The sequence below is a fragment of the Acinetobacter silvestris genome (assembly GCF_002135235.1).
GTDB lineage: Bacteria > Pseudomonadota > Gammaproteobacteria > Pseudomonadales > Moraxellaceae > Acinetobacter > Acinetobacter silvestris.
This window is the reverse complement of sequence record NZ_NEGB01000004.1, coordinates 63,300-88,781: the sequence shown is the minus strand read 5'-3', so window position 1 is coordinate 88,781 and position 25,482 is coordinate 63,300. Positions and strand designations below refer to the sequence as shown.

25 protein-coding genes and 3 tRNA genes are annotated in these 25,482 nt (G+C 38.1%); 14 read left to right on the top strand and 14 right to left on the bottom strand.

Translation table 11 applies throughout. The features are described 5' to 3' along the window. Positions 1 to 10: 10 nt before the first annotated feature. The 4 genes from hemE to B9T28_RS08180 all read left to right on the top strand — a co-directional run bounded on the left by hemE (position 11) and on the right by B9T28_RS08180 (position 4,476). Entirely contained in the window at positions 11 to 1,084 is a 1,074-nt protein-coding gene (hemE, locus tag B9T28_RS08195; RefSeq protein WP_086203501.1) for a uroporphyrinogen decarboxylase, read from the top strand. 19 nt (positions 1,085 to 1,103) lie between these two features. Continuing rightward, on the top strand, positions 1,104 to 1,907 hold the full coding sequence (locus B9T28_RS08190) for a DUF817 family protein (protein ID WP_086203500.1): 804 nt from the start codon (positions 1,104 to 1,106) through the stop codon (positions 1,905 to 1,907). Positions 1,908 to 2,042: 135 nt separating this feature from the next. Beyond that, positions 2,043 to 2,510 (top strand): DUF3015 family protein, encoded by a 468-nt coding sequence (locus B9T28_RS08185; RefSeq protein WP_086203499.1) that lies wholly within the window; start codon positions 2,043 to 2,045, stop codon positions 2,508 to 2,510. A 79-nt stretch (positions 2,511 to 2,589) separates the two neighbouring features. After that, complete coding sequence (locus B9T28_RS08180; RefSeq protein WP_086203498.1) at positions 2,590 to 4,476, top strand: Lnb N-terminal periplasmic domain-containing protein; 1,887 nt, start codon at positions 2,590 to 2,592, stop codon at positions 4,474 to 4,476. Positions 4,477 to 4,543: 67 nt separating this feature from the next. Here B9T28_RS08180 and B9T28_RS08175 read toward each other — a convergent pair whose 3' ends face one another. The 6 genes from B9T28_RS08175 to B9T28_RS08150 form a co-directional block, all read right to left on the bottom strand. Then, on the bottom strand, positions 4,544 to 5,863 hold the full coding sequence (locus tag B9T28_RS08175; RefSeq protein ID WP_086203497.1) for a flavin monoamine oxidase family protein: 1,320 nt from the start codon (positions 5,861 to 5,863) through the stop codon (positions 4,544 to 4,546). Between the two features lie 131 nt (positions 5,864 to 5,994). Beyond that, on the bottom strand, positions 5,995 to 6,543 hold the full coding sequence (gene folE / locus B9T28_RS08170) for a GTP cyclohydrolase I FolE (protein ID WP_171263492.1): 549 nt from the start codon (positions 6,541 to 6,543) through the stop codon (positions 5,995 to 5,997). Positions 6,544 to 6,663: 120 nt separating this feature from the next. Next, positions 6,664 to 7,362 carry a Smr/MutS family protein gene (locus B9T28_RS08165; RefSeq protein ID WP_086203495.1) on the bottom strand — a complete coding sequence of 233 codons (699 nt, stop codon included), beginning with the start codon at positions 7,360 to 7,362 and terminating at the stop codon, positions 6,664 to 6,666. 40 nt (positions 7,363 to 7,402) lie between these two features. Then, positions 7,403 to 8,209: an indole-3-glycerol phosphate synthase TrpC gene (trpC, locus tag B9T28_RS08160; protein ID WP_086203494.1), complete on the bottom strand. Its 807-nt coding sequence runs from the start codon at positions 8,207 to 8,209 to the stop codon at positions 7,403 to 7,405. Positions 8,210 to 8,230: 21 nt separating this feature from the next. After that, a complete protein-coding gene (gene trpD / locus B9T28_RS08155) occupies positions 8,231 to 9,277 on the bottom strand; it encodes an anthranilate phosphoribosyltransferase (RefSeq protein ID WP_086203493.1) in 1,047 nt (348 codons plus the stop codon). A 9-nt stretch (positions 9,278 to 9,286) separates the two neighbouring features. Continuing rightward, positions 9,287 to 9,871, bottom strand: a complete 585-nt coding sequence (locus B9T28_RS08150; protein ID WP_086203492.1) for an anthranilate synthase component II — start codon at positions 9,869 to 9,871, stop codon at positions 9,287 to 9,289. Positions 9,872 to 10,022: 151 nt separating this feature from the next. Here B9T28_RS08150 and B9T28_RS08145 point away from each other — a divergent pair, with 151 nt between their 5' ends. The 8 genes from B9T28_RS08145 (at position 10,023) to B9T28_RS08110 (ending at position 17,675) form a co-directional block, all read left to right on the top strand. Further along, positions 10,023 to 10,289 (top strand): hypothetical protein, encoded by a 267-nt coding sequence (locus B9T28_RS08145; protein ID WP_086203491.1) that lies wholly within the window; start codon positions 10,023 to 10,025, stop codon positions 10,287 to 10,289. A gap of 683 nt (positions 10,290 to 10,972) precedes the next feature. After that, positions 10,973 to 11,914 carry a hypothetical protein gene (locus B9T28_RS08140; RefSeq protein WP_086203490.1) on the top strand — a complete coding sequence of 314 codons (942 nt, stop codon included), beginning with the start codon at positions 10,973 to 10,975 and terminating at the stop codon, positions 11,912 to 11,914. Positions 11,915 to 11,971: 57 nt separating this feature from the next. Then, on the top strand, positions 11,972 to 12,505 hold the full coding sequence (locus tag B9T28_RS08135; RefSeq protein ID WP_086203489.1) for a GTP-binding protein: 534 nt from the start codon (positions 11,972 to 11,974) through the stop codon (positions 12,503 to 12,505). Positions 12,506 to 12,867: 362 nt separating this feature from the next. After that, positions 12,868 to 14,283, top strand: a complete 1,416-nt coding sequence (gene glnA, locus B9T28_RS08130; protein ID WP_171263482.1) for a type I glutamate--ammonia ligase — start codon at positions 12,868 to 12,870, stop codon at positions 14,281 to 14,283. 92 nt (positions 14,284 to 14,375) lie between these two features. Continuing rightward, a complete protein-coding gene (locus B9T28_RS08125) occupies positions 14,376 to 14,651 on the top strand; it encodes a hypothetical protein (RefSeq protein ID WP_086203487.1) in 276 nt (91 codons plus the stop codon). Positions 14,652 to 14,737: 86 nt separating this feature from the next. Further along, positions 14,738 to 15,220: a chorismate--pyruvate lyase family protein gene (locus tag B9T28_RS08120; RefSeq protein ID WP_086203486.1), complete on the top strand. Its 483-nt coding sequence runs from the start codon at positions 14,738 to 14,740 to the stop codon at positions 15,218 to 15,220. 8 nt (positions 15,221 to 15,228) lie between these two features. Further along, entirely contained in the window at positions 15,229 to 16,113 is an 885-nt protein-coding gene (ubiA, locus tag B9T28_RS08115; RefSeq protein ID WP_086203485.1) for a 4-hydroxybenzoate octaprenyltransferase, read from the top strand. A 263-nt stretch (positions 16,114 to 16,376) separates the two neighbouring features. Beyond that, complete coding sequence (locus B9T28_RS08110; protein WP_086203484.1) at positions 16,377 to 17,675, top strand: alpha/beta hydrolase family protein; 1,299 nt, start codon at positions 16,377 to 16,379, stop codon at positions 17,673 to 17,675. Positions 17,676 to 17,708: 33 nt separating this feature from the next. Here B9T28_RS08110 and B9T28_RS08105 read toward each other — a convergent pair whose 3' ends face one another. After that, on the bottom strand, positions 17,709 to 18,095 hold the full coding sequence (locus tag B9T28_RS08105; RefSeq protein ID WP_434057130.1) for a DUF2726 domain-containing protein: 387 nt from the start codon (positions 18,093 to 18,095) through the stop codon (positions 17,709 to 17,711). 143 nt (positions 18,096 to 18,238) lie between these two features. After that, positions 18,239 to 18,314, bottom strand: a tRNA-Asn gene (locus B9T28_RS08100). A 127-nt stretch (positions 18,315 to 18,441) separates the two neighbouring features. Here B9T28_RS08100 and B9T28_RS08095 point away from each other — a divergent pair. Then, the gene (locus tag B9T28_RS08095) at positions 18,442 to 19,005 is read left to right on the top strand and encodes a hypothetical protein (protein ID WP_086203482.1); all 564 of its coding nucleotides are present in this window, start codon (positions 18,442 to 18,444) and stop codon (positions 19,003 to 19,005) included. 116 nt (positions 19,006 to 19,121) lie between these two features. Here the strand turns inward: B9T28_RS08095 and B9T28_RS08090 are convergent. From B9T28_RS08090 to B9T28_RS08075, 4 genes are all read right to left on the bottom strand, one after another. Continuing rightward, positions 19,122 to 19,197: transfer RNA gene (locus B9T28_RS08090), tRNA-Asn, on the bottom strand. 5 nt (positions 19,198 to 19,202) lie between these two features. After that, positions 19,203 to 19,278, bottom strand: a tRNA-Asn gene (locus B9T28_RS08085). A 286-nt stretch (positions 19,279 to 19,564) separates the two neighbouring features. Beyond that, positions 19,565 to 20,191, bottom strand: a complete 627-nt coding sequence (gene sodB, locus B9T28_RS08080) for a superoxide dismutase SodB (RefSeq protein ID WP_086203481.1) — start codon at positions 20,189 to 20,191, stop codon at positions 19,565 to 19,567. 152 nt (positions 20,192 to 20,343) lie between these two features. Next, the gene (locus B9T28_RS08075) at positions 20,344 to 21,102 is read right to left on the bottom strand and encodes a Nif3-like dinuclear metal center hexameric protein (protein WP_086203480.1); all 759 of its coding nucleotides are present in this window, start codon (positions 21,100 to 21,102) and stop codon (positions 20,344 to 20,346) included. 169 nt (positions 21,103 to 21,271) lie between these two features. Here B9T28_RS08075 and B9T28_RS08070 point away from each other — a divergent pair, with 169 nt between their 5' ends. Further along, positions 21,272 to 22,447, top strand: a complete 1,176-nt coding sequence (locus B9T28_RS08070) for a S1C family serine protease (RefSeq protein WP_086203479.1) — start codon at positions 21,272 to 21,274, stop codon at positions 22,445 to 22,447. Between the two features lie 454 nt (positions 22,448 to 22,901). Here B9T28_RS08070 and B9T28_RS08065 read toward each other — a convergent pair whose 3' ends face one another. Next, positions 22,902 to 23,888: a Tim44 domain-containing protein gene (locus tag B9T28_RS08065; RefSeq protein WP_086203478.1), complete on the bottom strand. Its 987-nt coding sequence runs from the start codon at positions 23,886 to 23,888 to the stop codon at positions 22,902 to 22,904. Positions 23,889 to 24,009: 121 nt separating this feature from the next. After that, positions 24,010 to 25,401: a DNA repair protein RadA gene (gene radA / locus B9T28_RS08060; RefSeq protein WP_086203684.1), complete on the bottom strand. Its 1,392-nt coding sequence runs from the start codon at positions 25,399 to 25,401 to the stop codon at positions 24,010 to 24,012. Between the last annotated feature and the right edge of the window lie 81 nt (positions 25,402 to 25,482).

Genomic DNA, 25,482 nt, shown 5'->3' with positions numbered 1-25,482 from the left:
GGGAAAGTAAATGACGACCTTAAAAAATGATCGTTTTCTCCGTGCCTTATTGCGTGAGCCAGTAGATACCACACCAGTATGGATGATGCGTCAAGCAGGGCGATATTTACCTGAATATCGAGAAACACGAGCAAAAGCGGGTGATTTTCTTTCCCTTTGTAAAAATACTGAATTGGCTTGTGAGGTGACTTTACAGCCTTTACGCCGTTACGATTTAGATGCTGCAATTTTATTTTCTGATATTTTAACGATTCCAGATGCATTAGGTTTGGGGCTTTATTTTGAAGCTGGTGAAGGGCCTAAATTTCATAAAACGATTCGTACAGAACAGGACGTTGCCAATTTACCTCAATTTAATGCCAAATCTGATTTAGATTATGTCATGAATGCGGTCTCGACTATTCGTTCGGCATTAGGTGGGCAAGTTCCTTTAATTGGTTTTTCTGGAAGTCCATGGACCCTCGCGACGTATATGGTTGAAGGTGGCTCAAGTAAAGATTTCCGCTTTACCAAGCAAATGATGTACGCTCAACCCGAAGTTTTACATGCATTACTTGATCGTTTAGCCGATGCAGTGATTGAGTATTTAAATGCGCAAATTGATGCAGGTGCACAAGCGGTACAGATTTTTGATAGTTGGGGGGGGGCTTTGGCGCATCGTCAATATCAAGAATTTTCATTGAACTACATGCAAAAAATTGTTGCAGGTTTAAAACGTGAAAATGAAGGGCGTAAAGTGCCTGTCATTATTTTCACCAAGGGTGGTGGTCAATGGTTAGAACCGATGATTGCAACAGGTGCGGATGCATTAGGTCTGGATTGGACCACGCCGTTAAATGTAGCCCGTCAAACAGTGAATGGACGCGTTGCCTTACAAGGTAACTTAGATCCTGCAACTCTATATGGTTCAACGGCCATGATTGAAAAGTCCGTAAAACTTATGTTAGACGACGCTTATGCCAATGGTGAAAAAACGGGTTATATTGCCAATTTAGGTCATGGTATTACCCAGTGGGTTGACCCTGTGAGTCCGAAAGCATTTATTGATACAGTGCATGAATACAGTGCTAAATATCTAGGTTGAGTTTTGAAGTCTATTTAGCATGATCTATTTAAAATCCTTCTATGAATTTCTTTATAAGGCAGCATCTGCTGCCTTATTTGGCATTTTATTATTAGTCGCTTTTGTGGTTACTGCATCGATGGGAAGTTATGAATATCATGGCTTTTTTCGCTATGATTATTTGTTATTTTACGCTTTGATTATTCAAGCCTGTTTGCTCTACCTGAAGTTAGAGTCTTGGGCAGAAGCTAAAGTTATTGCGTTATTCCATGTGATGGCTATGGGTATGGAGGTTTTTCTGACGCATCCCAATATTGCATCATGGCAATATCCACAACCTGCAGTATTCAAACTGATGACCGTACCTTTGTTTGCTGGATTTATGTACTCAGCGGTAGGGAGTTTTTTTGCCCGATCATTGCGCTTATATCAGGTATCATTTGTCAAATTGCCTCATTTTTTCAATATGCTTAGTTTGGCCGTTTTTTCTTATATTAATTTTATGAGTAAATTTTTTATTCCAGATTTTCGAAATCTTCTTTTTATTTGGAGCATATTCATCTTTTGGCAAACCAAAATTCGGTTTGAGTTACAACATCATCATTTTCAATTGCCGATATTGCCGATCTTAATGGTGTTGGCATTTCTCATTTGGATCGCTGAAAATATTAGTACTTTTTATAAAATCTGGCTGTATCCAAGTCAGGTTGATGCTTGGCATATGGTGGGTTGGGGGAAATTAGGATCTTGGTATTTATTGTTATTACTGAGCTTAGTTTTGGTCTTAAAAATATTAGGAAAGCGAGATTCAGTAGGGAATTGGTATTTGAGGTCTCTAAAATAAGCAGAAAATTATGTCAGATTTTGATTTGCTATTTATACTGGATGTGGTAAATCTTTATACAGTGTAATCAAACATTACACAATGTAGAACGATGACAGTAAAACAAATGCATAATTAAAATCTGGAGAATAATACATGTTAAAAAAATTAGCACTTGCTGCAGTGATTGCGGCGACATCAAGTATGGCGATGGCCGATAAAGATGTCGGTTGTGGTGTCGGTTCTCAAGTTTGGGCTGGAAAAAGCGGTGTGATTCCGAAAATTTTAGCTGCAACAACCAATGGGATTTTTACCAATCAATTGTTGGGAATTACCTTTGGTACACTTGGCTGTGGTAGCGGTACAGTGACAGCGCAAGTGGTAACATTCACCAATGAAAATGCAGAATCATTAGCACGTGATATGGCAGTAGGTCAGGGTGAAAGCTTGAATGTACTTGCAGAATTACTGAATATTAAATCAGAAGATAAGTCACATTTCTTTGCGGTGAGTAAAGCAAATTTTGCCGATATTTATTCAACGGATAATCAAAATTCTTTACAGGTTTTAGCTTCATTGCAACAAGTGATGACGAAAGATCAAATTTTAAAAGCTTACGTTTAATCTCGAATCAACCCTGTCTACATGGCAGGGTTTTCTTTAAGTTATATCTTCTAAATGACTCTGAATATTGTTGATGTGAATGAAATATTTTGCTTTATGTAGTGCTGTAATGAGTACTGTTTTAACATTTTCTGTACATGCCGAATCAGAGAATCTTCAAAATTATTTAAAAATTGCCGAACAAAAACAACTGGACAAAAATATTACTTGGCAAAGGCTGTTATATGCTGAAGATACAGCACAGAGTGAAGTTAATTATAGTGGTTACTTTTTAGCATCCGATGGTCGTCAAAATATTAAAAATGAGCTTCAAGCAGATATTCAAGCCTTATTTTTAACTGCTGAACCGAATCAATCAATTCGCTGTAAATTTCCAGCTCGCAGCCAATGGTTGATGCAACAACTGAATATTCAAGAATCACAGTTACCTCAAGTTGCATGTCCCGAATTTGAGCAATGGTTTGGGCAAATTAAGCCCTATAAAGTAACTTTAATTTATGCAACAGATTTTATGGGTAATCCTAGTTCGATGTTCGGGCATACTTTATTACGGCTAGACCCTAAAGATCAAAAACAGCTCAATTTGGTGTCTTATGCGGTCAATTATGCAGCGACGGTAAAGGGCGATGATAATTGGTCCTATGCATGGAAAGGCTTAACAGGGCAGTACCCCGGTGAATATTCATTAATGCCATATTATCGTAAGGTCAAAGAATATGGTGATTTTGAAAGTCGTGATTTATGGGAATATGAACTCAATTTAAATCCTCAAGAAACACAATTTTTAGTAAAACATATTTGGGAAATGCAAAAGGTTAGTTTCCCCTATTATTTTGTCAGTGATAATTGCGCCTATCGTTTATTGGGGTTAATTGATTTAGTCCGCCCACAATCCAATCTAAAACAAAAGTTTAGTTATGCCTCTATTCCTATAGATACCATTAAAGCGATTGATCAAGAGCATTTGATTAAAGAAACCTTATATCGCCCCGCTTTAGAAACCCAATTGTTATCTCAAGCTCAGCAACATGGCGCTGATTTAGCGAAGCAAGCACATCAAATTGCTTTAGCTGAACCGCAACATATGCCAGATTTATTAAAGTCTTATACTGCAATTGATCGCGCTAAAATTTTAGAAATGGCGTATGACGATTTATATTTACAGTTTGTTGCTAGACAAGTCTCGCAAGAATTTGCTCAGCCACGTTTTAGACAGTTGCTTGGTTTACGTAGTCAGCTACAAATTGATAAACAAAGATTAGAACCACAACGACCACACGTTAATCCTGTAGAGGGGCATTCGGCACGGAATTGGTCAATTGATGTAGGAGAAGTACAAGGCGATCATTTTGTACAAATTGGACATCGACAGGCTTATCATGATTTAAAAGATCCACAAGGTGGTTTTAGAATGGGTACGCAACTTTTATTTTTAGATGCGGCAGTACAATGGCGTAATCATGCTCTCAAATTTGAGCACCTCGATTTACTTAGCGTGAATTCTTATAATCCGATTACACCATTTAAAACACCATTAACCTGGGGTTTTAATATTGCATGGCAACAAGAAGCTGTAAGTAATGGTCATTTTAGTGAGCATGATCAGCATGGTGTGTTTAGCTTAAAGGGGCAGTCGGGTTACACCCTTGCAGATGATCAACGCGAGCATTTGTGTTTTGCTGAGTTACAGACCCAGTTACAAGCAGGCAAAGCTTTAGATCAAGGTTGGCGTATTGGAATTGGGCCGACGCTTGGTTGTCAGAATGTATGGTCAGATCGAGTTAATAGTTTGCTACAACTGGAACTGCCATATTGGAGTGATTCACAGCAATGGAATGTTCGTTTCAATAGTATGTTGCAGTATTCAATTAATCAGCAGAGTTCATTCCGAGTGAACTGGGAATATCAACAACAGCAGCGCAAAGATTGGATGAAGTTAGGTTTAGGCTATGTGAGATTTTTTTGATTTTATAAGCGCCGATTGTATCAATAAAAGGTGCTATAAAATAACGGATTTAGGAAGGATTAGGAATTCACTTTTGAGTTGTGTCATCTAATATTTTTTGACTGACTTCTAGTGCATTTAAATATGCACCATGTACAGTACCCGCATATTTTAAACTGCAATGCTCTCCAGTAAAGAAAAGACGATTCTCAATAGCTTGGTTTAATGTTTTAACCAGTTCAGTCGTGTGAAGTGGTGTAGGAAAGCTAAAAGAACCATAGCTTTGTTGATCTGCTCCCCAGCGGGTAATAATAATATTTTTAGGCGTATTGGGGATGTTGGAGAAAGTACGATTTAAACCTTGATAGATAAAATTCCATACTTCAGCATCGGTTGCATGATCTATATATTCTGACTGCGTACCACCGAATAACATGAGATACATGGGTTTATTATAAATTTTCGTGAGATTTAATAGATTAAACCAATGTCCATCCTGCCAGTAAAAATCACTGATACTGGTTGATGTTCTATCTAAATCAAAGGGTAATGGTTCTTCAAATTCCAAGAAAACTTTATTGAATGAACCAAACCCAATATCCTGTATTGCATTAAGATAAGGCGCGGGAAGCGGCGGTGAAAATACTATTTTATCTTTTTTTAATACGCCTAATGGAACTGTCACGATCACTCGTGAGCCCAGATAACGTCTGTTGTGTTGATCTATCAGTTCGATATGATCATCTTTTAGGGTGATGTGTAGAATTTCAATATCCGTGTGAATATTAAGATTCTTTGAAATACTTTCTATAACTTGAATATATCCCTCAGGGAATATGACTTCATCACCTTCAAAATAGCCTTCATATTTTTCATAATGTGCTGAAAGCTGGCTGAGGTCTGTCGCAAAGGGGTCATTGGCAAGTCTTTCAAAAAAACTCAATAATAGGCTTTTGAGTTGTTTTTCAGGAAATACAGTTTCGGAATATTCAAGTGAAGACATAATCTCATTGATTGCTTCTAATGCTGAATGATGTTTTGACTCAGTCAAAAGTTGGCTTACTTTTCTAATATAAAGTTCGAATTCTTGTTGTTCTATCTCTGAAAGTATTTGCCCATTGGTATGGTAATAGCTTGAATCCATATAATTAAATACCGTGGTGGCGATATTGTTCTTTTGAGTGATTTCCCAGATGGGATTGTTTTCAATACCGTGTATCCAAGATGCCCCTAAATCAAAGATATGGCAATCTTCTTGGATCGAGTGAATCCGACCACCAATTCTCTTTTTGGCTTCTAAAATAATGACATTTTCACCAGCCTCTTGTAATTTTTGTGCACACGCTAATCCCGCGATACCTGCACCAATAATCAAAATTGTGTCGGGTCTATGGTTATCGTTGATCATAAAAATTACCTCTACTTTTTATCGTTGTACTTTGGATATTGGTTGTCAGGTCTTTAGAATAAATTCTATTTTCAAATATCGACACATAAAAAAGCTCTGAAGGATCAGAGCTTTTTGGTCATCTTTAGAGCTTAATAGGCTTCAGGTACTGCCTGTAAAAACTCTCTACGCGAATCTCGGTCAGTTTTAAACTCACCGACAAAAGATACTGTACGCGTGGTAGATTCCTGTTTGCTTACGCCACGCATCATCATACACATATGTGCAGAGTCAATGACAACAGCAACACCACGTGCTTTGGTTACTTCCGCGACAGCTTCAGCAATTTGCTGAGTGAGTTGTTCCTGAATTTGTAAACGACGTGCGAACATTTCCGTAATGCGTGCAAATTTAGATAAGCCTAAAACATTACCTTCAGGTAAATAGGCAATATGTACACGACCATGGAAAGGCAGTAGGTGATGCTCACAAAGCGAATAGAACTCAATATTTTTAACTAAAACCATTTCATGGTTATCGGAAGGGAAGACCGCATTATTGGTCACTTCTTCCAAAGTTTTGCTATAACCAGACGTCAAATACGAAAACGCCTTAGCAGCACGCATTGGCGTATCTTTTAGGCCAGGACGATTCAAGTCCTCGCCAACGGCAGTTAAAATATTTGCGTAGGATTGCTGCATAGACATAAAACGTGTTCACTTACACTGATTGAACAAGGACGGCATTGTAGCAGAAAAACATAAAAAGTCTGACTACTAATTCAGCAGTAGGCATTTCTAATTGATTTACAGCTATACCATTTATGGATTAAATTTAGGATTTTTCTCGGCACGTTTGAGTAAAACTAAAACTGCACCAGTACCACCCTGTTTTTCAGGAGCACTGACAAAGGCAAGCACATCCCGATGTTGACGTAGCCAACTATTCACATAAGTTTTTAAAACGGCTTCCGGGCCTTTACCATGCACAATTTTAATGACGTTCTGATTTTCATCTTTGGCCATTTGAATAATCTGTAACACAGCAGAACGTGCATCTTCAACGGTGCAGCCATGTAAATCCACAGCTTCATACCAACGCAAATTTCCCGCTTTTAAATCTTCAAAAACCTTATGTTGTAAGGTGGCAATACGATAACTTAAGCTCGCTTGGCTCGCGACTGGATTAAGCATCGCTTGCGTATCTGAAAGTTCAGCATGATCTATATCACGCAGTCCTTCTGCAGCCGCTCGCTTCGCCAAAGTTTTAGCATCAGGTTTTTTATGGGCATGTGAGTTTACGACTTTGGCAATATTACTATTATCGAATGCTTTTACACCCTGCAAAGCGTTTTTAAATAAATCAGCATCATTGGGTTCTTCATTCGTTGCAGTTAGCTGAGCTTTTTTAAGCTCAGGTTGTGCCGCAATTTTAGAAGAATGAGGATGAGTGATTTGCTTTTTAAATGCTTTCAAAAGATTTTGCTGTTCTTTTGAAAACGAAGAATCATTACTGCTCATAACTTAAATCATAACTCAAAAGTTAATTTTAAAATTTCATTTAAACGCATTGTGGCTGTCCGAATAACGCTGTAAAGGCATGATCAGGGCGAGGTTGTTTCATAAAGCTTTCACCAACAAGGAAAGCATGAATATCATGTTCCTGCATCAGGCGCACATCTTCTGGTGTTGCAATGCCGCTCTCAGTGATTAAAAGACGTGAAGGCTCCAGTAATTTTTTCAAACGTAGCGATGTATTTAAATCAACATCAAAAGTTTTTAGATTACGGTTATTCACGCCTAATAAACAGCATTCTGAAAGTTTCATAGCACGTTCAAGTTCGGCTTCATCATGCACTTCAACCAGAACATCTAAATTGTGTTCAAACGCCGTTTTCGACATTTCTTCAAGTTGTTGATCAGAAAGGCTGGCTACAATTAAAAGGATACAGTCCGCATGTAATGCACGTGCTTCAATCACACCATAAGGATCAATTAGAAAATCTTTACGCAGTGCGGGAAGGGCGCAATGTTGGCGAGCAATGGCAATGTTTTCATCCGCACCTTGGAAAAAATCCACATCAGTCAGGACAGATAAACAGGCTGCACCTGCCTGTTCATATTGCTGGGCAATTTCAGCTGGATTAAAGTTTTCACGAATAATCCCTTTAGAAGGCGATGCTTTTTTAATTTCCGCAATCACGCCTGGGCGTTTAGCATTTAAAGCATGCGCGAAACCACGTACAGGTGTCGCAGCCTTTGCCAGTTCTTCGACATCTTTTAAGCTACGTTGTTTTAAACGGGCAGCAAACTCTTCGTATTTACGGTCAACAATTTTACCTAAAATGGTATTGGCGATATCTACCATGACATTTATTCCTATATAGCTTTAAGCTTCGTATTCTTTCAGTGTTTTGGTAAATTCAGACAACACGCTCATTTTTTCTAATGCTTGTCCGCCATAAATAATATCATGTGCTAAAGCGACACCTTGTTTATAGTCCTTACTGAGACCTGAAACATAGATTCCTGCACCTGCATTGAGTGCAATCATACTGGCCGCTTTTTCACCTTTCGTTGATTTGTTTTTGCCTAAAGCATCTTTAATCAGTGCCAGACTTTCAGCAGAATTTTCAACCATTAAGCCCATTAAGGTTTGTGATTCAATATCAACATCTTCAGGATTAATCACCCACTCGGTAATTTCACCATTTTTCAGCTCTGCAACATAGGTAGATGATGCCAAGCTAATTTCATCTAAACCATCTTTAGAATGCACCACCATGACATGTTCTGCACCCAGTTGCTTTAACACTTCTGCTATTGGGCGACAGAGTTCACTTGAAAACACGCCAATCACAAAGCGACGCACTCCAGCCGGATTCGTAAGCGGGCCAAGTAAGTTGAAAATACTGCGAAAACCCAATTCTTTACGTGGACCAGCAGCATATTTCATTGCTTTATGATGATTGGGGGCAAATAGGAAGCCGACGCCCATTTCACGGATGCAACGTTCGGTTTGTTGCATTGAAAGGTCAAGATTAATTCCAGCTTTTTCTAATAAGTCAGATGAGCCTGAATTTGATGAAACGCCGCGATTGCCGTGTTTTGCAATCGTAGCACCTGCTGCTGCTATCACAAACGCAGAGGCAGTAGAAACATTAAATAAGTTTTGACCATCACCACCTGTACCGACAATATCAATTAAATATGGAATGTCGCTGACATCAATTTTAATGGCAAATTCACGCATGACACGTGCAGCAGCTGTAATTTCATCAATACTTTCACCCTTTAAGCGGAGTCCCATCATGAGAGCACCTATTTGTGCATCCGTTGCTTCGCCACGCATAATGGTGCGCATGACTTCTTCCATTTGTGGCTGAGTCAGTTCAATGTTTTTGGTAATATTATTTAAAGCGTGTTGAATATCCATGCCGTTCACTTATGCGTAAATTTCTAAAAAGTTTTTAAAGATTTGATGACCGTGTTGACTCAAAATTGATTCAGGATGGAACTGCACACCTTCAACAGGCAATGTCTTATGTTTTACACCCATGATTTCCTCTATTGAGCCGTCGGCTTGATTGGTCCAGCAGGTCAACTCCAAACATTCAGGCAGTGTCGCTTGATCAATCACTAAAGAGTGATAGCGCGTTGCAGAAAAGGGTGAAGGTAAATTGCTGAAAATGCCTTTATCACTGTGATACATATCGGATAAACGACCATGCATTACTGTTTTGGCGCGAATAATATCGCCACCAAAAGCTTGTCCAATGGCTTGGTGTCCTAGACAGACGCCGAGCAAAGGAATTTTCCCTGCAAAGTGCTGAATAGCAGGAATAGAAATTCCAGCTTCAGAGGGTGAGCAAGGACCAGGACCAATCACTAAATACTTCGGTTGCCATCGCTCAATATCCTCTAATGAGATTTGATCATTGCGAACAACTTTTACTTCTTGATTTAACTCGCCAAAATATTGAACGATGTTATAAGTAAAGCTGTCGTAATTGTCGATCATTAGAAGCATGTTGAGGTTAACCTTTTGTTTTTAAAAGTGGTATGTAATAACCTGTGTTCATGTTACTCACATTGTTACTCACTTTGAGAAATTTACATTTAAATCAAACAGGCAAAAATAAAGCCGCTTGTTATGCGGCTACTTTATCAGATTTTTTACAATGAATCACAGCAAAGTTGATGTAGCTGTTTTAACCATCAGTGGAGATGTAGACAATAATCTAGATGAGCCTTCAAATCATAATCAGCCTACATATCAATTTAGCGTATTTTCTACCAATGAAAGCGAAGCGCTGATAATTGCCGAAAAGGTGAGGCGGGCTATTAAGCGAGATTGTTACGTCACGCGACCACCTGATTTGGATCAAGACCCTAATACTGGGATTTATCAAGTTACTTTTGATACGTCTTGGCATATTGGTTGGTAACCACAAAATTAATTTTCTATTAGTACCTATATCGGGTGCTTTTTTTATGCCAAAAAATTGAGGAGTAGCTACTCATGGCAGTTGTAAAAACATAAGGCACTCAGCTTTGCACCATTATTGACAAACAAGTTGTTAAATTAAAGTGTATGAAGAAAATTGGGCTTGGGCAGGACTCATTCTCAAAAATGAGAGGGTATATATCTTTGGATCTGCAAATATTGAATAGTTGAAATAATGATAAAATCGATTTTATCTAATTGAGTGGTGAAAAATATTTAAAGTTATATATAGGATATATTTTATAGATCGTAGAAAATATTTTATATTTAGTTTTTTTATTAAAAGTTATATTGAGAAGAAGTTTTTATAGAATACTCATTCTCATTTAATTATTAAGAATATTTAAATCCATTTTTTTTGTAGGTATTATAAATTCGACGATAGTTAGGGTTTTGTGAATTGAATTTATTAACAAAATAATATTTAATACGGGTGGATTGTAAATATAAACATTTATTGTGTTGTTGAATACGATTGGGGATTAAAATTAAGTTTTGAGCTTAATTTTTTAAAATAAAATTGAAATAAAAGAATAAATTCACATTTATATCGTGTGTTTTGTTTTGCTTTTTTGAGTATAAGTATTTAATTTTTAACATAAATTAAGAGGCAAAGGGGGCTAAATGAAAGAAGAAGTACGAATTGCTATTTTTGGCTTAAGCCTGAATGTGCTTGAAAATATGAAGCAAAAAGTTCATTTGATGTATGATGATATGGTTCATATTCATTGGGCAAATATAGCAGACCCGAAATTAGATATTCTTCTTGTAAATGATATGTTTTTTGCTTCACCTACCATTCAAAATTTAGTTGGTACTCAAAAAATTCCATATTTAAGATTAATCAATAGTAATGATAAATCGGGCCAGATTAACGGTGATAAATTATTTTTACCATTTATTGCAAGCGATGAAATTAGAAAATGGTTTAAAGATCGGTATTTACAAGTTCCAGTAAGTTCAAAGGTAGAACGTGTTATCGCATATCGTGCTAAATCACTTGATATTCATAAAGTAGTTCAAGAATTTTTGAATGAACGAAATGGTAATTTACAAATTTTTGATAGTTACGGAAATATGGGGTTGATGAATACCCGAACTGAGCAAGTTTGGATGGAAACAGGTAAAAACATTCAAAGTACAGATGCAACTTTAAATTATACCTATGCAACGATGCAAATGGCGCAAAGTGTAAGTGATATTCAAGGACTTGATTTACGTTATTGGTTGTGGAATACGCTTTGGAAATCTGAAAGTGTGATTAAAGATACGTCTTCCAAAGTGTTTTATAAGTTGCAATATTGGCCACAGCCAAGTACAGCAAAAGACCGTCAAGATATTTTTAAAATTGCCGCTTGTTTTGAAAGGGGGGCTAGTATGGTTCAGATTGAAAAGAAGTTAAGTATTTCAATGCCAATCATTCAAAAGTTTGTTTCAGCGGCATTGTTTGCAAATGTGTTGAAAGAAATTGATGAAAGTGAAGCACAGCTTATTATTGAAGAGAAGCCCTCTGAAAATGTGTTGCGAGGTTTTTTTGGGAAGCTAAGATTAAAACTAAGGCTTTAAAATCGAGTCACACATTTATTGAATATTTAAATGTATTACTGAGCTAGGGGTATTGAATTGATTTTACAGAAATATAAAATTGTATTTGGTGGAACAATGGGAGCAGGGAAAACCGCAGCCATTAAATCATTATCTGAAATTTCTGTGCTCTCTACAGAAGCGGTGAATACAGATGAGACAGCACATAGTAAAGCTTGGACAACCGTAGGGATTGATTATGGTGAAATCAAACTGGATGATGGCACCATTGTTGGATTATATGGTACACCTGGACAAGATCGATTTGATTTTGTTTGGGCAGTCATTTGCAAAGGTGCGATTGGCGCTGTTATTTTAATTGATCACTCTCGTAAAACAGCACTCGACGATTTAAAGTTTTATCATCATGCATTTAAAAAACATGTAAATAATATCATTGTGGGGATCACCCATGTCGATAAAGATCCACAACAGTTACTCAAAAAATATCGAGATTGGATGTCGATGAATAATTATGTTATGCCTATATTTGCTGTGGATGCGCGTGAAAAAGATGATGTACTTCTCATGGTTGAAGCATTAATCGCGCGTGCCGAAATTGAATATGCTTAATTGAGTTTTTATTTCCATATATTCTAAATAGAATGATCAGTACTTTACTTGAGAAAAATATACTAAAAACAGTCGGTGGATAAAATAAATTCAGCACCATTTTATGACATTATTGTATGTTTGCACAAAAATAGGGCACCCCTGTGGTGCTTTTATAATTTATCATGATAAGTGTGTGTGAATATGGTGCAATTATAAGTACACACAGTATAATAAGCACAAAGATATTCAAGTATTGCATTAAATCTAATATAGAATTCAATATTTTAGCATTTCTTTTGAAAGTTGGTACGAGATTTGCTTAATAGATACCAACTACTAACACGCACTTAACACGTGCAACAAAAAATCATCGGAGCACAATGAGCATGGCGAACAAGGTCCTTCAACTCATCCAAGAAAGTGGCGCAAAATGGGTCGATTTTCGCTTTACTGATACTAAGGGTAAAGAGCAACACGTGACTTACCCTGCAGATACAATCGACGAAGATACCTTTGAAGATGGTAAAATGTTTGACGGTTCTTCAATCACAGGTTGGAAAGGCATTGAAGCATCGGACATGATTTTACGTCCAGATGCGGAAACATGCTTCCTTGATCCGTTTTTTGCCGAAGCAACAGTGGTTGTGACTTGTGATGTTATTGAACCTTCTACAGGTCAAGGTTATGATCGTGACCCACGCTCAATTGCTCGTCGTGCAGAAGAATATTTGAAATCTACAGGTATTGGCGATACTGCATTCTTCGGTCCTGAACCAGAATTTTTCGTATTTGACGAAGTGAAATGGGAAATCGATATGTCTGGCGCGCGCCATACATTAATCGCAGAAGAAGCGGCTTGGTCTACAAATAAAGATTACGAAGGCGGTAACTCTGGTCACCGTCCACGTGTTAAAGGCGGTTACTTCCCAGTTCCACCAGTGGATTCTTCACATGATATGCGTGCAGAAATGTGTGCAAAAATCGAAGACATCATGGGCCCTGGCCGTGTAGAAGTACATCACCATGAAGTTGCATCTTGCCAATTAGAAATTGGTGTGAGCTTCAATACGATGGTTCGTAAAGCGGACGAAGTACAACAGTTTAAATATGCTGTTTGGAACGTTGCGCATCAATATGCTAAAACTGCGACATTCATGCCTAAACCAATGGTTGGCGACAATGGTTCTGGTATGCATGTTCACATCTCTATCTCAAAAGATGGTAAGAACTTGTTTGCTGGTGATGAATATGCAGGTCTTTCTGAAATGGCATTGTATTTTATCGGTGGTGTGATTAAACATGCGCGTTCGTTAAATGCAATTACCAATCCATCAACGAACTCGTACAAGCGTTTAGTGCCACATTACGAAGCACCAATTATGCTTGCATATTCAGCTCGTAACCGTTCGGCATCTATTCGTATTCCTTACGTTTCGAATCCTAAAGGTAAACGTATTGAAGCGCGTTTCCCAGATCCAATGATGAACCCATACTTAGGTTTTGCGGCATTGTTGATGGCTGGTCTTGACGGTATTCAAAACAAGATTCACCCAGGTGAAGCTGCTGACAAAAACTTGTATGATCTTCCTCCTGAAGAAGAAGCGAAAATCCCGACAGTTGCACACAGCTTAGATATGGCGCTTGAAGCACTTCAAGTGGATCATGACTACTTGCTGAAAGGCGGCGTATTCACTAAAGATATGCTTGATGCATATATCGAAGTTAAAACTGAAGAAGTTCGTCGTTTAAACACGACAACTCACCCAGTTGAATTTGATATGTACTACAGCCTGTAATTCTTAACTGAATTTACTGTAAAAAAACCCGCTCTTGCAGCGGGTTTTTTTGTATCATTACTATTATGAATCGCAATTAAGCCTGCAAATATATGGCACAACGTAAAAAGTACACCAGTTTTTATCCTTGGATTGATGCAAAAGACCACGATAAAGGTTTTAAACTCAATTTTTCTCAGGTGACTTATATTGAAGTGAGTCGTACCCCAGAAGGTTATAAGCAAGCGGAGTTCGTAGCACTTAAAAATCCTGAGCTTGCACTAGAATATGACTATCCTAAAAGTTTCTATTTAAGCGCAGAGGGTTTTATTTTAGTGAAAACACCACAGGGAAAATTTGAAGTGATTGCAAAAACTGATAATTGTTAAAGATTGCTTCTTGAATTGAATCAATTAAATTATTGATGAATTAAAAACTTTATAGAGCAATGCGGATTAATCGCGTGGATTAAATTATGCAGCAGATTCCAGCTGAATTGAAAATATGGCTGTATGCATCCGGTTCATTAACTCAGCAACTCACAGATTTAGCTGGTGGGAAATTTAGTGTTCAGCCCGTAAAGGAGCATTTTCAGCGCCTTAATTTTATTGATGCGAAGTGGATGGGGATGTCTCATCAGCATACGTCATGGGTGCGTGAGAGTTATTTATATGGCTGTGAAGAGCAGCCTTGGGTCAAAGCGAAAAGTATTTTTCCTATTTTAAGTCTGCAAGCAAAAGCTCGTCTATTTCAGCACATTGGTAAAAAACCAATTGGATTGTTTCTATTTCAACGCACTAATCCACGGTGTCAGCGCCGTGTTATTTTGCTTGATGATGGTTGGACTCGGCAAAGTTGTTATACTTGGCGCGGCTGTAAATTTATTGTTCAGGAAACATTTTTACCAGAATTCATGCAGTTTCTTGCAAAGCAAAAGACTGAGAAGCAATATAGTTAAGGATTGTTATGGCAACGGCGCATCAAATTACATGGCGTGAACGTTTAGAAGCTTATTATTATCTTTGTCGTTTTGATAAACCAATTGGCACAGAACTTGTTTTTTGGCCCACCATGTGGGCATTATGGATTGCAGCTGAAGGTATTCCAAATCTCACTATACTGATTGCAATGGTATTGGGTACCATTTTTATGCGTGCTGCCGGTTGTGCCATCAATGATTTTGCTGATCGAAAAGTGGATGGGCAAGTAGAAAGAACGAAAAATCGTCCATTGGCGACAGGGGTTATTTCCGCTAAAGAGGCGGTCTGGGTATTTATTGCATTAATTGCAGCAAGCGCTTGTACCTTACTGTTTCTACCTATTGCAACATTTTATTGTGCTTTGGGTGGTTTGCTGCTTGCATTCATTTATCCCTTTATGAAGCGTTATACGCATTTACCCCAAGTGGTGCTCGGTATGGCATTTTCTTGGGGTATTCCAATGTCATTTACAGCTATGGGCAAACCGCTAGATTGGGCTTGTTGGTTATTGTACTTTGGTAATTTGGCATGGACCGTGGCTTATGACACTCAATATGCGATTACGGATCGGGAATATGATTTAAAAATTGGAGTGAAATCCACAGCGATACTTTTTGGTAAATATGACATTGAAATTATTTCTATATTACAGGCGACGAGTGTATTTTTAATTGGTTGTGCTTTGTATTTAGAAAACTTACTTGTGCCATATGGTTTAATTGCATTGTTGATGGTTGTGGCTGATTTTATTTACCAATGGACAAAAACTCGTGATCGTGACCCACAACATTGTTTTTGGGCATTTCGTCATAATCGTTGGGTTGGCTTAATTATTTTTATTGGTATAGCAGTATCTTTTTCATCCAGTTAAGTTTAAAAAGAAGCATCCGAAGGGGTGCTTTTTTATTCTTAAATTTTCTAGACATTAAATAATTGACAAGAATAAAGTGAATAATTATTCAGCTAATGATTTAAATGATTGCATTTGTTCACAAAAACAAAAAAAGCCAAATAAAATACAAATGTTTTTTAATTTAATAACTTAGTTTTAATATAGCCTTATTTATTGAATTGTGTTTTTATTGTAAAGCTCTCAAGGAGAGAGCATAAATCGAACAAAACTAGGATGTTAAAATGAAGCATATACTTAAAAGATCATTGTTGGCTATGAGTTGTTCTGCCATTTTCTTTTTAACAGCTTGTAATGACAGTAATGATGATTACGTGGGCGTAACACCAAGTCAGACGTTTATTTCTGAAAAAAATTATGTATTTGATAAAAGCTTAGCAGAAGCGGCATCTATCAAAGTTATGACTTATAACATGGTGAATGTAAAAGGTAAGACTGCAAAAGCCACAGCAATGGTCTTATTTCCTACTGTTGCACAACCTAAAGATGGTTATCGAGTTGTAGTGTGGGAGCATGGAACACTTGGTGTTGCAGATGATTGTGCTCCAACGAATAATATTTTAGGTACTAATTTTAAAGATCCTTTAGCGAAAAGTCTTCTCGCTGCTGGTTATGTGATTGTTGCACCTGATTATGAGGGAATGGGGGTTCCTGGTATTCATCCGTATTTACATCTTGAAAGCGAAGCTAAATCAGCGATAGCTGCGGTTAAAGCAGCACAAGATCATTATGGTAATGTCTTAAATAAACAATGGATGTCTGCTGGTCAATCACAGGGTGGTCAAGCTTCATTGGGAACAGCACAATATGCGAATGCAGATTTAAACTATAAAGGTGCAGTGGCTGGAGCGCCTGCATCAAGCTTGGATAAAATTATATTTGATGTAGCTCCACCTGCATTGTTAGCAGCTGAAAATAAAGAGTTGGCTGCGGGTGCGACATTGGCTTACCGCGCAGAAAATGGTTCTATTGGTGCCTATGCAACGCTATTAAGCTATGCTGCATTTGCAGCTGTCGGGATTAAAGCTTCTGATTCTGGTTTTGATTATCGTGAAATTTTTAACGATGTTCGCTCGCAAAATATTGCAGCATTGGCAGAAGGCACAAATGGTGACAATGGTTTGTGTTTAAGTAGTTCTGATCCAATCAACCATCCTGAAGATAGTTTACGCTACCGCTTTACTAAAGATATCGTGGCATTCTTAACGGAAAATCCAACTAAGCGTTTATTGGATTATCCAGGTTTAAATAAAGATAAGTTCTATGCAAGTGCTCAAATACAGAAGTTTTTGAAGGAAAGTCAGCCTGCAACAGTGAAAATTGATAAACCAATTTTGATTATTCAGGGCACTGCAGATATGAGTGTTCCTTATCCTGTGACTGAAGCAATGTATAAAGCGATGTTAGCACAAGGAACGAATGTCAAATTTTTACCAGTGCTTGATGCAACACATACTCAAGCAATTGTTAAAAAGAATCCCGAATTAGTGGCATTTATTCAACAATATATGCCAGCAAGCTAAAGATGAATTTAAAAAAGGAGCTTCGGCTCCTTTTCAATAGATATCTTTTTGGAGTTGGCGAACCGTGGGGATGTTGGTGTATCTGAGTACGGTGTAGCCAGCTTCTTGTAGCATGGCATCACGTTTTGCATCTTCATTTCCTTTGCCAGCATGACTGGGATCATCTAATTCGATAATGCATACCACATCAAGATGGTGATTTAAGATCACAAAATCTGTTACTTTTCGATTGAACTTATTTCGTGTTGCCATGTAGTTACTGGTCATTAATGCACTAAAAGCGACCTGTGCTAAAACATGATGCTCTGGGCAAGCTTTTTTTAAGCGTTCAAACATTTTAATTTCAAATTTACTAATGACAGGCTTAGCGTAATATTCTTTTTTAGTGGTATTAATTTGAATGTCACGTTTAAATTTAATTTTTTCAAGATTGATGATGATGAGTATGGCAAGGCTTGCAATACACCCAATAATTAAAAATGTAATTTGGCTTAAATTAACCACGATATTTATCTTTCAATGAGATAAGAAAAACCCACTCTTTTGAGTGGGTTTTTAGAATTTGGCTCTCCAACCTGGGCTCGAACCAGGGACCTGCGGATTAACAGTCCGTCGCTCTACCGACTGAGCTATTGGAGAATCTGAGAGCGATTTTAGGGATGCAGAGCAATAAGGTCAAGTAGAAATTGATTGATTACGTAGAAAAACGTATTATTTGCTAAATAATTGATCGCTCGTCATCAATGTAGACGAAAATTAGGTAACAATGAAACTTAAGCTCTTGTTGATATGCATATTATTTGAATTACTAGCATGTTCTTCGCAAAAGAATCATGCCGATAAAAATGCTGAACAAGCGACTGTGAGTGGGGCGGTTGTGGCAAAGCCGTGTCAATTATTATCCTTTACGCAAATGATTGATGATTCACTTTGGCAAGAACTTTATAAAGATAATGAAATAGAGGTAAAAAGTCAGCTTCAACGTGCAGAAATTTCTGAATTAACTCGACAAGAGTTTGAAGAGCATGCTGATTATGCAGCTGGTGCTATTGGGATTCCTTTGGGGGATGTGGGTGATTTAGATTTAGATTCCGAGGTCGCTTCCGTCAAAAAAGATGGATTAGATTATTTAATTGATCTAAAAGAAGATAATTTGAGTTTTAGGTTGGCACAAAATTTTGATATCAACACAACTCTAAAATTTAGAGAAAATCCAGATGTTGGGTTTGAAGATTTATGTACAAATTCTGATCCGAGTATTGTTCAGATTGCGAAGTTCGTACTCTTTAAAAGTGCTTCGAGTATGTATTTGTATAATTTAAAAGATTAAGCTGTTTTCAAAGTAAGCGCTTTTACCAAATTTTAGGTGGGGCTTGTTTTATTGATTACATGATGGTTATTCGCATAAAAAAAGCCCACTGCAAATAGAGTGGGCTTTTAGAATCTTGGCTCTTCCACCTGGGCTCGAACCAGGGACCTGCGGATTAACAGTCCGTCGCTCTACCGACTGAGCTATGGAAGAATAGATGGCTCTCCAACCTGGGCTCGAACCAGGGACCTGCGGATTAACAGTCCGTCGCTCTACCGACTGAGCTATTGGAGAATCTGATGCGAATTCTAGGGATGAAAGCATACGGGGTCAAGCAAAATTAACAGTTTTTTTGCTTGAATGTTTTTTTATTGTTCAATCTTGAAATAATTGTCTATATATTGATTCTTTTTATATTTTTAAGCAGCATCGATTAGTAAAATGCTCAGCATTAAAATGATTACTCATAATTTTAAATTGTGTTTGATATGAAAAGTGGCTGTAAATAGGAATTGTAATGAACTTATTTTTGCCATAAAAAATCACCCATAAAGGGTGATTTTTAAACGAACTGAATCGCTTATTTTTCTACACCAGCTTCTTGACCAGCATATTTAGCATTTGCATAGTCCCAGTTTACTAGGCTTTCTAAGAAAGTCGTGATGTATTTAGGACGTGCATTACGGAAATCGATGTAATAAGCATGTTCCCAAACGTCAATGGTAAGTACTGCAACTTGACCGTGAGCAAGTGGCGTATCTGCATTTGCAGTTTTAACGATAGAAAGGTTGCCATTTACTTTATCAGCAACTAACCAAGCCCAACCTGAACCAAATTGAGTGGTTGCCGCAGCTGCAAACTCTTCAGCAAATTTTTCATAAGAACCGAAAGTTTCATCAATTTTAGCAGCTAAAGTGCCAGTTGCTTTACCGCCACCATTTTTAGCCATACAGTTCCAATAGAACGTGTGGTTCCAAACTTGTGCGGCATTATTGAAAACACCTGCTTTAGATGCATCACCAGCAACTGCTTTGATGATTTCTTCTAAAGATTTACCTTCAAGGTCTGTGCCTTTAATGAGGTTGTTTAAGTTAACAACATAGGTGTTGTGGTGTTTGTCATGGTGAAACTCAAGCGTTTCTTTGCTAATGTGTGGAGCGAGGTCATCATAACCGTATGGAAGTACAGGTAAAGTAATGGTTGTCATGTTTTTAATTCCTTGCATGAAGCTGGGTTTTAACATTAAGTGGCTTTATTGTAATAGAAAATTCGGGTAATTGTGCATCACTTTAAATAACAATACACAATATAAGCTGAATTTATACGCATAAAGAAAATGTTAAAATCGCGGTATAGCAATTAAATCGGATTGTTGAGTTCGAAATAACTATACTCAATATTGAACTGTTCTGAAATAGCTTTTGCCAATCGTTGCACACCATAGCGTTCAGTTGCATGATGTCCACAGGCATAATAATGGATATCTAATTCTTTGGCTTCATAATAAGTCCGCTCACTGACTTCACCAGAAATAAATGCATCACAATTCATTGTAGCCGCTTGAGTAATAAAGTCTTGTGCAGCACCAGTACAGAAACCAATTTTTTGAATTGATGTTTTATTTGCAGGTAAGTGAATGGTGTCAAAACCTAAACGATCAGTCAGATATTGCTTAAAGTCATCAGGTGACATGGCTTGTTTTAAATAACCAATATTTCCAATTGGATTACGTTCACTTGGCTCTAAATTTTCAATTTGTTCTAGCGCTAAAATCTCAGCAATTGCAGCATTATTGCCTAAAGTCGGATGTGAGTCTAAAGGAAGGTGATAAGCAAGCAGCGAAATATCCTGTTGAATTAAACTCTTAATACGCTTCCCACGCATACCGGTAATTGGGTAAGGTTCACCTTTCCAAAAATAACCATGATGCACCAATAAGAGGTCTGCATTTTGCGCAATCGCAGCATCAATTGCATCTTGTGAGGCTGTGACGGCACATACTATTTTATGGACGTCTGGTTTCCCTTCGATTTGTATACCATTGGGTGCATAATCTTTAAATTCTGGTGTTTTAAGGGTTTGGTTACACCATGTTAAAATATCAATTAATTGAGCCATGAGTTACCTGAAAAATAATAAGTTATCTTAAACATATCAAAGCATATTTTGAATTGTAACTAAAGCTGAACAAAACTCTTCGTGATTTTTATCTATCTTTTTAAATTTTGATTACAATAGATAAAATATTAGTTTTATTCATAAATTAAAAAAATTAGAGGTAAATATAGTGCGCCGCTCCTTTACATGGTTACCCTGGGTGTTACTGGTTATCGTTATTGCTAGCTTCATTGGATGGCAAAAATTGCATCAGCCTCAAGCACCTGTTGCTGCAGATGGCGTTAAAATGCCTGCAGAAAAAGTTGAACCCTTGGTGGGTACATCACGTACAGGTGGTGTGGTGTCTTATAGTGCTGCGGTTAAAGTGGCTGCTCCAGCCGTAGTGAATATTTTCACGTTACAAAAGGTGAAACAGAGCAATCCACTTTTTAATGATCCTGCGTTTAGAGAGTTTTTTGGTAATCAAATTCCTGATCAAAATCAGGGGCAAACTGAAAACAGTTTAGGCTCTGGTGTGATTGTTCGCCCGGATGGTTATATCTTAACCAACAACCATGTGATTGCTCAGGCAGATCAAATTGTTGTGGCATTACAAGATGGGCGTCGTGCAGAAGCGAAAGTTATTGGAGCTGACCCAGATACTGACTTGGCTGTAATTAAAATTGAACTGGATAAATTACCAGTTTTACCTTTTAAACTCAGTGGTAATGAAGTAGGTGATGTTGTTCTCGCGATTGGTAATCCATTCGGCGTTGGACAAACAGTGACACAAGGGATTATTTCTGCAACTGGTCGTTCAGATTTAGGTATTAACACCTATGAAGATTTTATTCAGACAGATGCTGCGATTAATCCTGGTAACTCAGGCGGGGCACTGATTGATGTTGCAGGGAATTTAATTGGTGTTAATACAGCAATTTTCTCGCAGTCGGGTGGTTCTTTAGGGATTGGTTTTGCGATTCCTGCGAAAGTTTGCCAACAAGTGATGAATTCGATTTTAAAAGATGGTCGAGTTATTCGTGGTTGGTTAGGTATTAGCTTAGTTCCACCAAAACAAGATGATGTATTACAGCCGCGCGAGGCTGGCGTTGTCGTTGCAGATGTGTTGAAAGGTGGTCCTGCTGCTTTGGCTGGCTTAAAAGTTGGTGATAAAATTATGAAGGTGAATAATGAGGTAATTACTTCAACCTCGCACTTGATTAATTATGTTGCATTACAAGCACCCAATTCAATTATTCATGTCGAAGTGATTCGTGGTGGGCAGACTGTTGCTTTAAGTGTCAAAGTTGGTGAACGCAAGGTACAGAGCCCAGATTCTCAGTATATTCCACTTCCACAACGTTAAGATTAAGTTATAAAAAAGCTCTGATGATTCAGGGCTTTTTTATGCAATATTTTTAACGAGAAATTCTGGCTGTTTATTTGGATATTTAAATTACGTATAGGGTATTGAAAATAAGCAGCTTTCAGTTTGATTCATTTCAATTTTTACTCTATCGATTCCAATTAAATTATGGGCTAATCATTTTATAGGGAAGTAGCTCTATTGAATACTTGAAGTAAATTAATGAATATAAGAATTGGGTATTTATAAACCTTATTATGATGTAATCAAAGATCTAATAACTCGTACTAAAGTAAGTATTTAAATAAAAAATAGAGCAGTTTGAAGGTGAATTTTTATCAAGTTGTTTATGGAGTTTTAAATGCATGAGGCATGATTTTATATGGTATTAATAGAATGATATAGCCAATAAAAAACCAGTGACGAAGCACTGGTTTTTTATATTGAGAAGGGCTTAGCTTTCTTGTTGAATACCAGCAACTAACCAATCTTGGCTAGAACCTGCTGGTTTTACAAAGTGCCAAACTTCTGCAAATGCTTGTGGAAGGCTATTGAGGTCTTCACTTACAGTACCAGTAAAGCGAACACTGACAATATATTGGCTATTTTCAGTAGATGAATTAATCACCATGGCATTTAAGTTCGAGAACTCAGCAACATCTTGATCTTGGTTTGCCATAATATCGTTATACATTGACTGGTATAGATCGGGTGTTAAATAACGCTGAATCTCAGCAATATTACTGGCAGTGTTCATTGACTGAATATGATTAAAACGTTGACGAGCAATACGTAAAAATGCAGCAGGTTCAGTGCCATCTGGCAATTGGCTACCACTTTGAGTAGAGGCACTGCCAAATGGTGCTTGAGTTGGTGCATCACCAGCTACAGATTGACCAAAAATATTGGTGTTTCCGCCAGCATTACGTGGGGTTGCATTCGCTTGACCAAAAGGTGCTGATCCAGGACCTGCACTATTTGGTGCAAATGGATTATTGCTTGCTAATTTTTTTTTTGCGCCGAATTTACGGAAGATAAAGAATGCGCCAGCAGCAATAATTAATAGCCAAATCCAACTAGGGATTCCACTCTTTTTTTCCTCTTGTTGCTGTGCAACTTGAGTTTCGCTTGCTGCTTGAGCATTTGGCTTATGGTCATCTGCCATCGCATTTGCGGCAACTGCACCAAGCGCAGCACCAGCAACACCAGCAGCGACCATACCACCTACGCCTGGACCAGATTTTTGTGGTGCAGTTGCAGGAGCAGCAGGTTGTTGGGCAGGTGTAGCTTGACGAGGTTGAGAATAAGATTGGCTAGATGTGTTAGATCTGCTCATACCATGGCTTTTACCGCCGCCTGCACGTTTAGCTTCTGCTAAAGGTGCAACCACCAGTGTCGCCATTAAAAGACCGGCCATCAAACTACGCTGTCGAACTTCCATCGATTTTTCCTACTATGAACAAAGTTTAAATGTTAAATCTATTTATGAAGCCTTTTCGATTGAATTTCAATACGCATTGCTATTTATTTATCAATATCTTCACATAAATATAACGAATGTTCTAATTCACCTCATCTGCAAGTTGCATTGCTTCAGTCAATGCTTCATGTAAGCGAGCTACAGCAATGATTTGTACACCCGCAATGCTTTTTTGCGGTGCATTGCCGCGTGGCACAATAATATATTTAAAGCCATGCTTAATGGCTTCTTTTAAGCGTTCTTGCCCATTAGGAACTGGGCGAATTTCACCCGAGAGTCCAACTTCACCAAAAACAGCCAATTGTTGTGGTAAGGCTTTACTGCGAATACTAGAGGCACAGGCGAGTAATACGGCTAAATCTGAACCAGTTTCGGTAATTTTCAGTCCACCGACAACATTGACATAGACATCTTGTCCAGAGGTTTGGACGCCGCCATGTCGATGCATAACAGCAAGGAGCATATTTAAGCGATTTTGTTCTAAGCCTAGTGCGACACGGCGTGGTTGACCATGTGCATCATCGACTAGTGCTTGTACTTCTACCAATAAGGGACGCGTACCTTCACGGCTAATCATGACGATGGAACCAGGAATGGCTTCATCGTAACGACTTAGAAAAATAGCCGATGGATTGGCCACTTCTTTGAGTCCTTTATCGGTCATGCCAAATACACCGAGCTCATTCACTGCACCAAATCGGTTTTTTACCGCACGAATCATACGGTAGCGCGAATCCGATTGACCTTCAAAATAGAGGACGCAATCCACCATATGCTCAAGTACACGCGGTCCAGCCAATGCACCTTCTTTGGTGACATGACCAACGAGAAATAAAGCTGTCCCACTATTTTTGGCAAAACGGGTCAGTAAGGCCGCTGATTCTCGAATTTGAGAAACTCCGCCCGGTGCAGATTGTAAGGTTTCTGTATATAAGGTTTGAATTGAATCTAAAATAGCCACAGCAGGGCGCTCATGTGAAAGGACTTCACAAATTCGCTCAACACAGGTTTCTGCCATGACTTTAAGGCGATCGGTGGGTAAGTCTAAGCGTTGAGCACGCAATGCAACTTGAGAGAGTGATTCTTCACCCGTGACATATAATGCCGAACTATTCGCAGCGGCCATATGGGTTGCAGTTTGCAGCAATATCGTTGATTTCCCAATCCCTGGATCACCACCAATTAACACCACTGAACCTGTGACTAAGCCGCCACCGAGCACACGATCAAACTCACTAATTCCAGTCGCCAAACGAGTTTCATTGGAAACGGTGATTTTGTTGAGTAGGGTGATATTGGCAGCCTGACCGGTATAGCCGCCACTTAAATTAGCCTTTGCACGATGTGTTACTGTAGGTTCTATACGAACTTCGGTTAAGCTATTCCATTCACCGCAATCTGAGCATTGTCCCGCCCATTTAAGATGTTCTGCACCACATTGTTCACAGCGATAAACGGTTTTAACTTTTGCCATAATGATGTATTCGAAAGAAATGTCTAAATTGAGTTCAGCAGGCACTATACAACATCATGTAGAAATATCTATACAAACAGA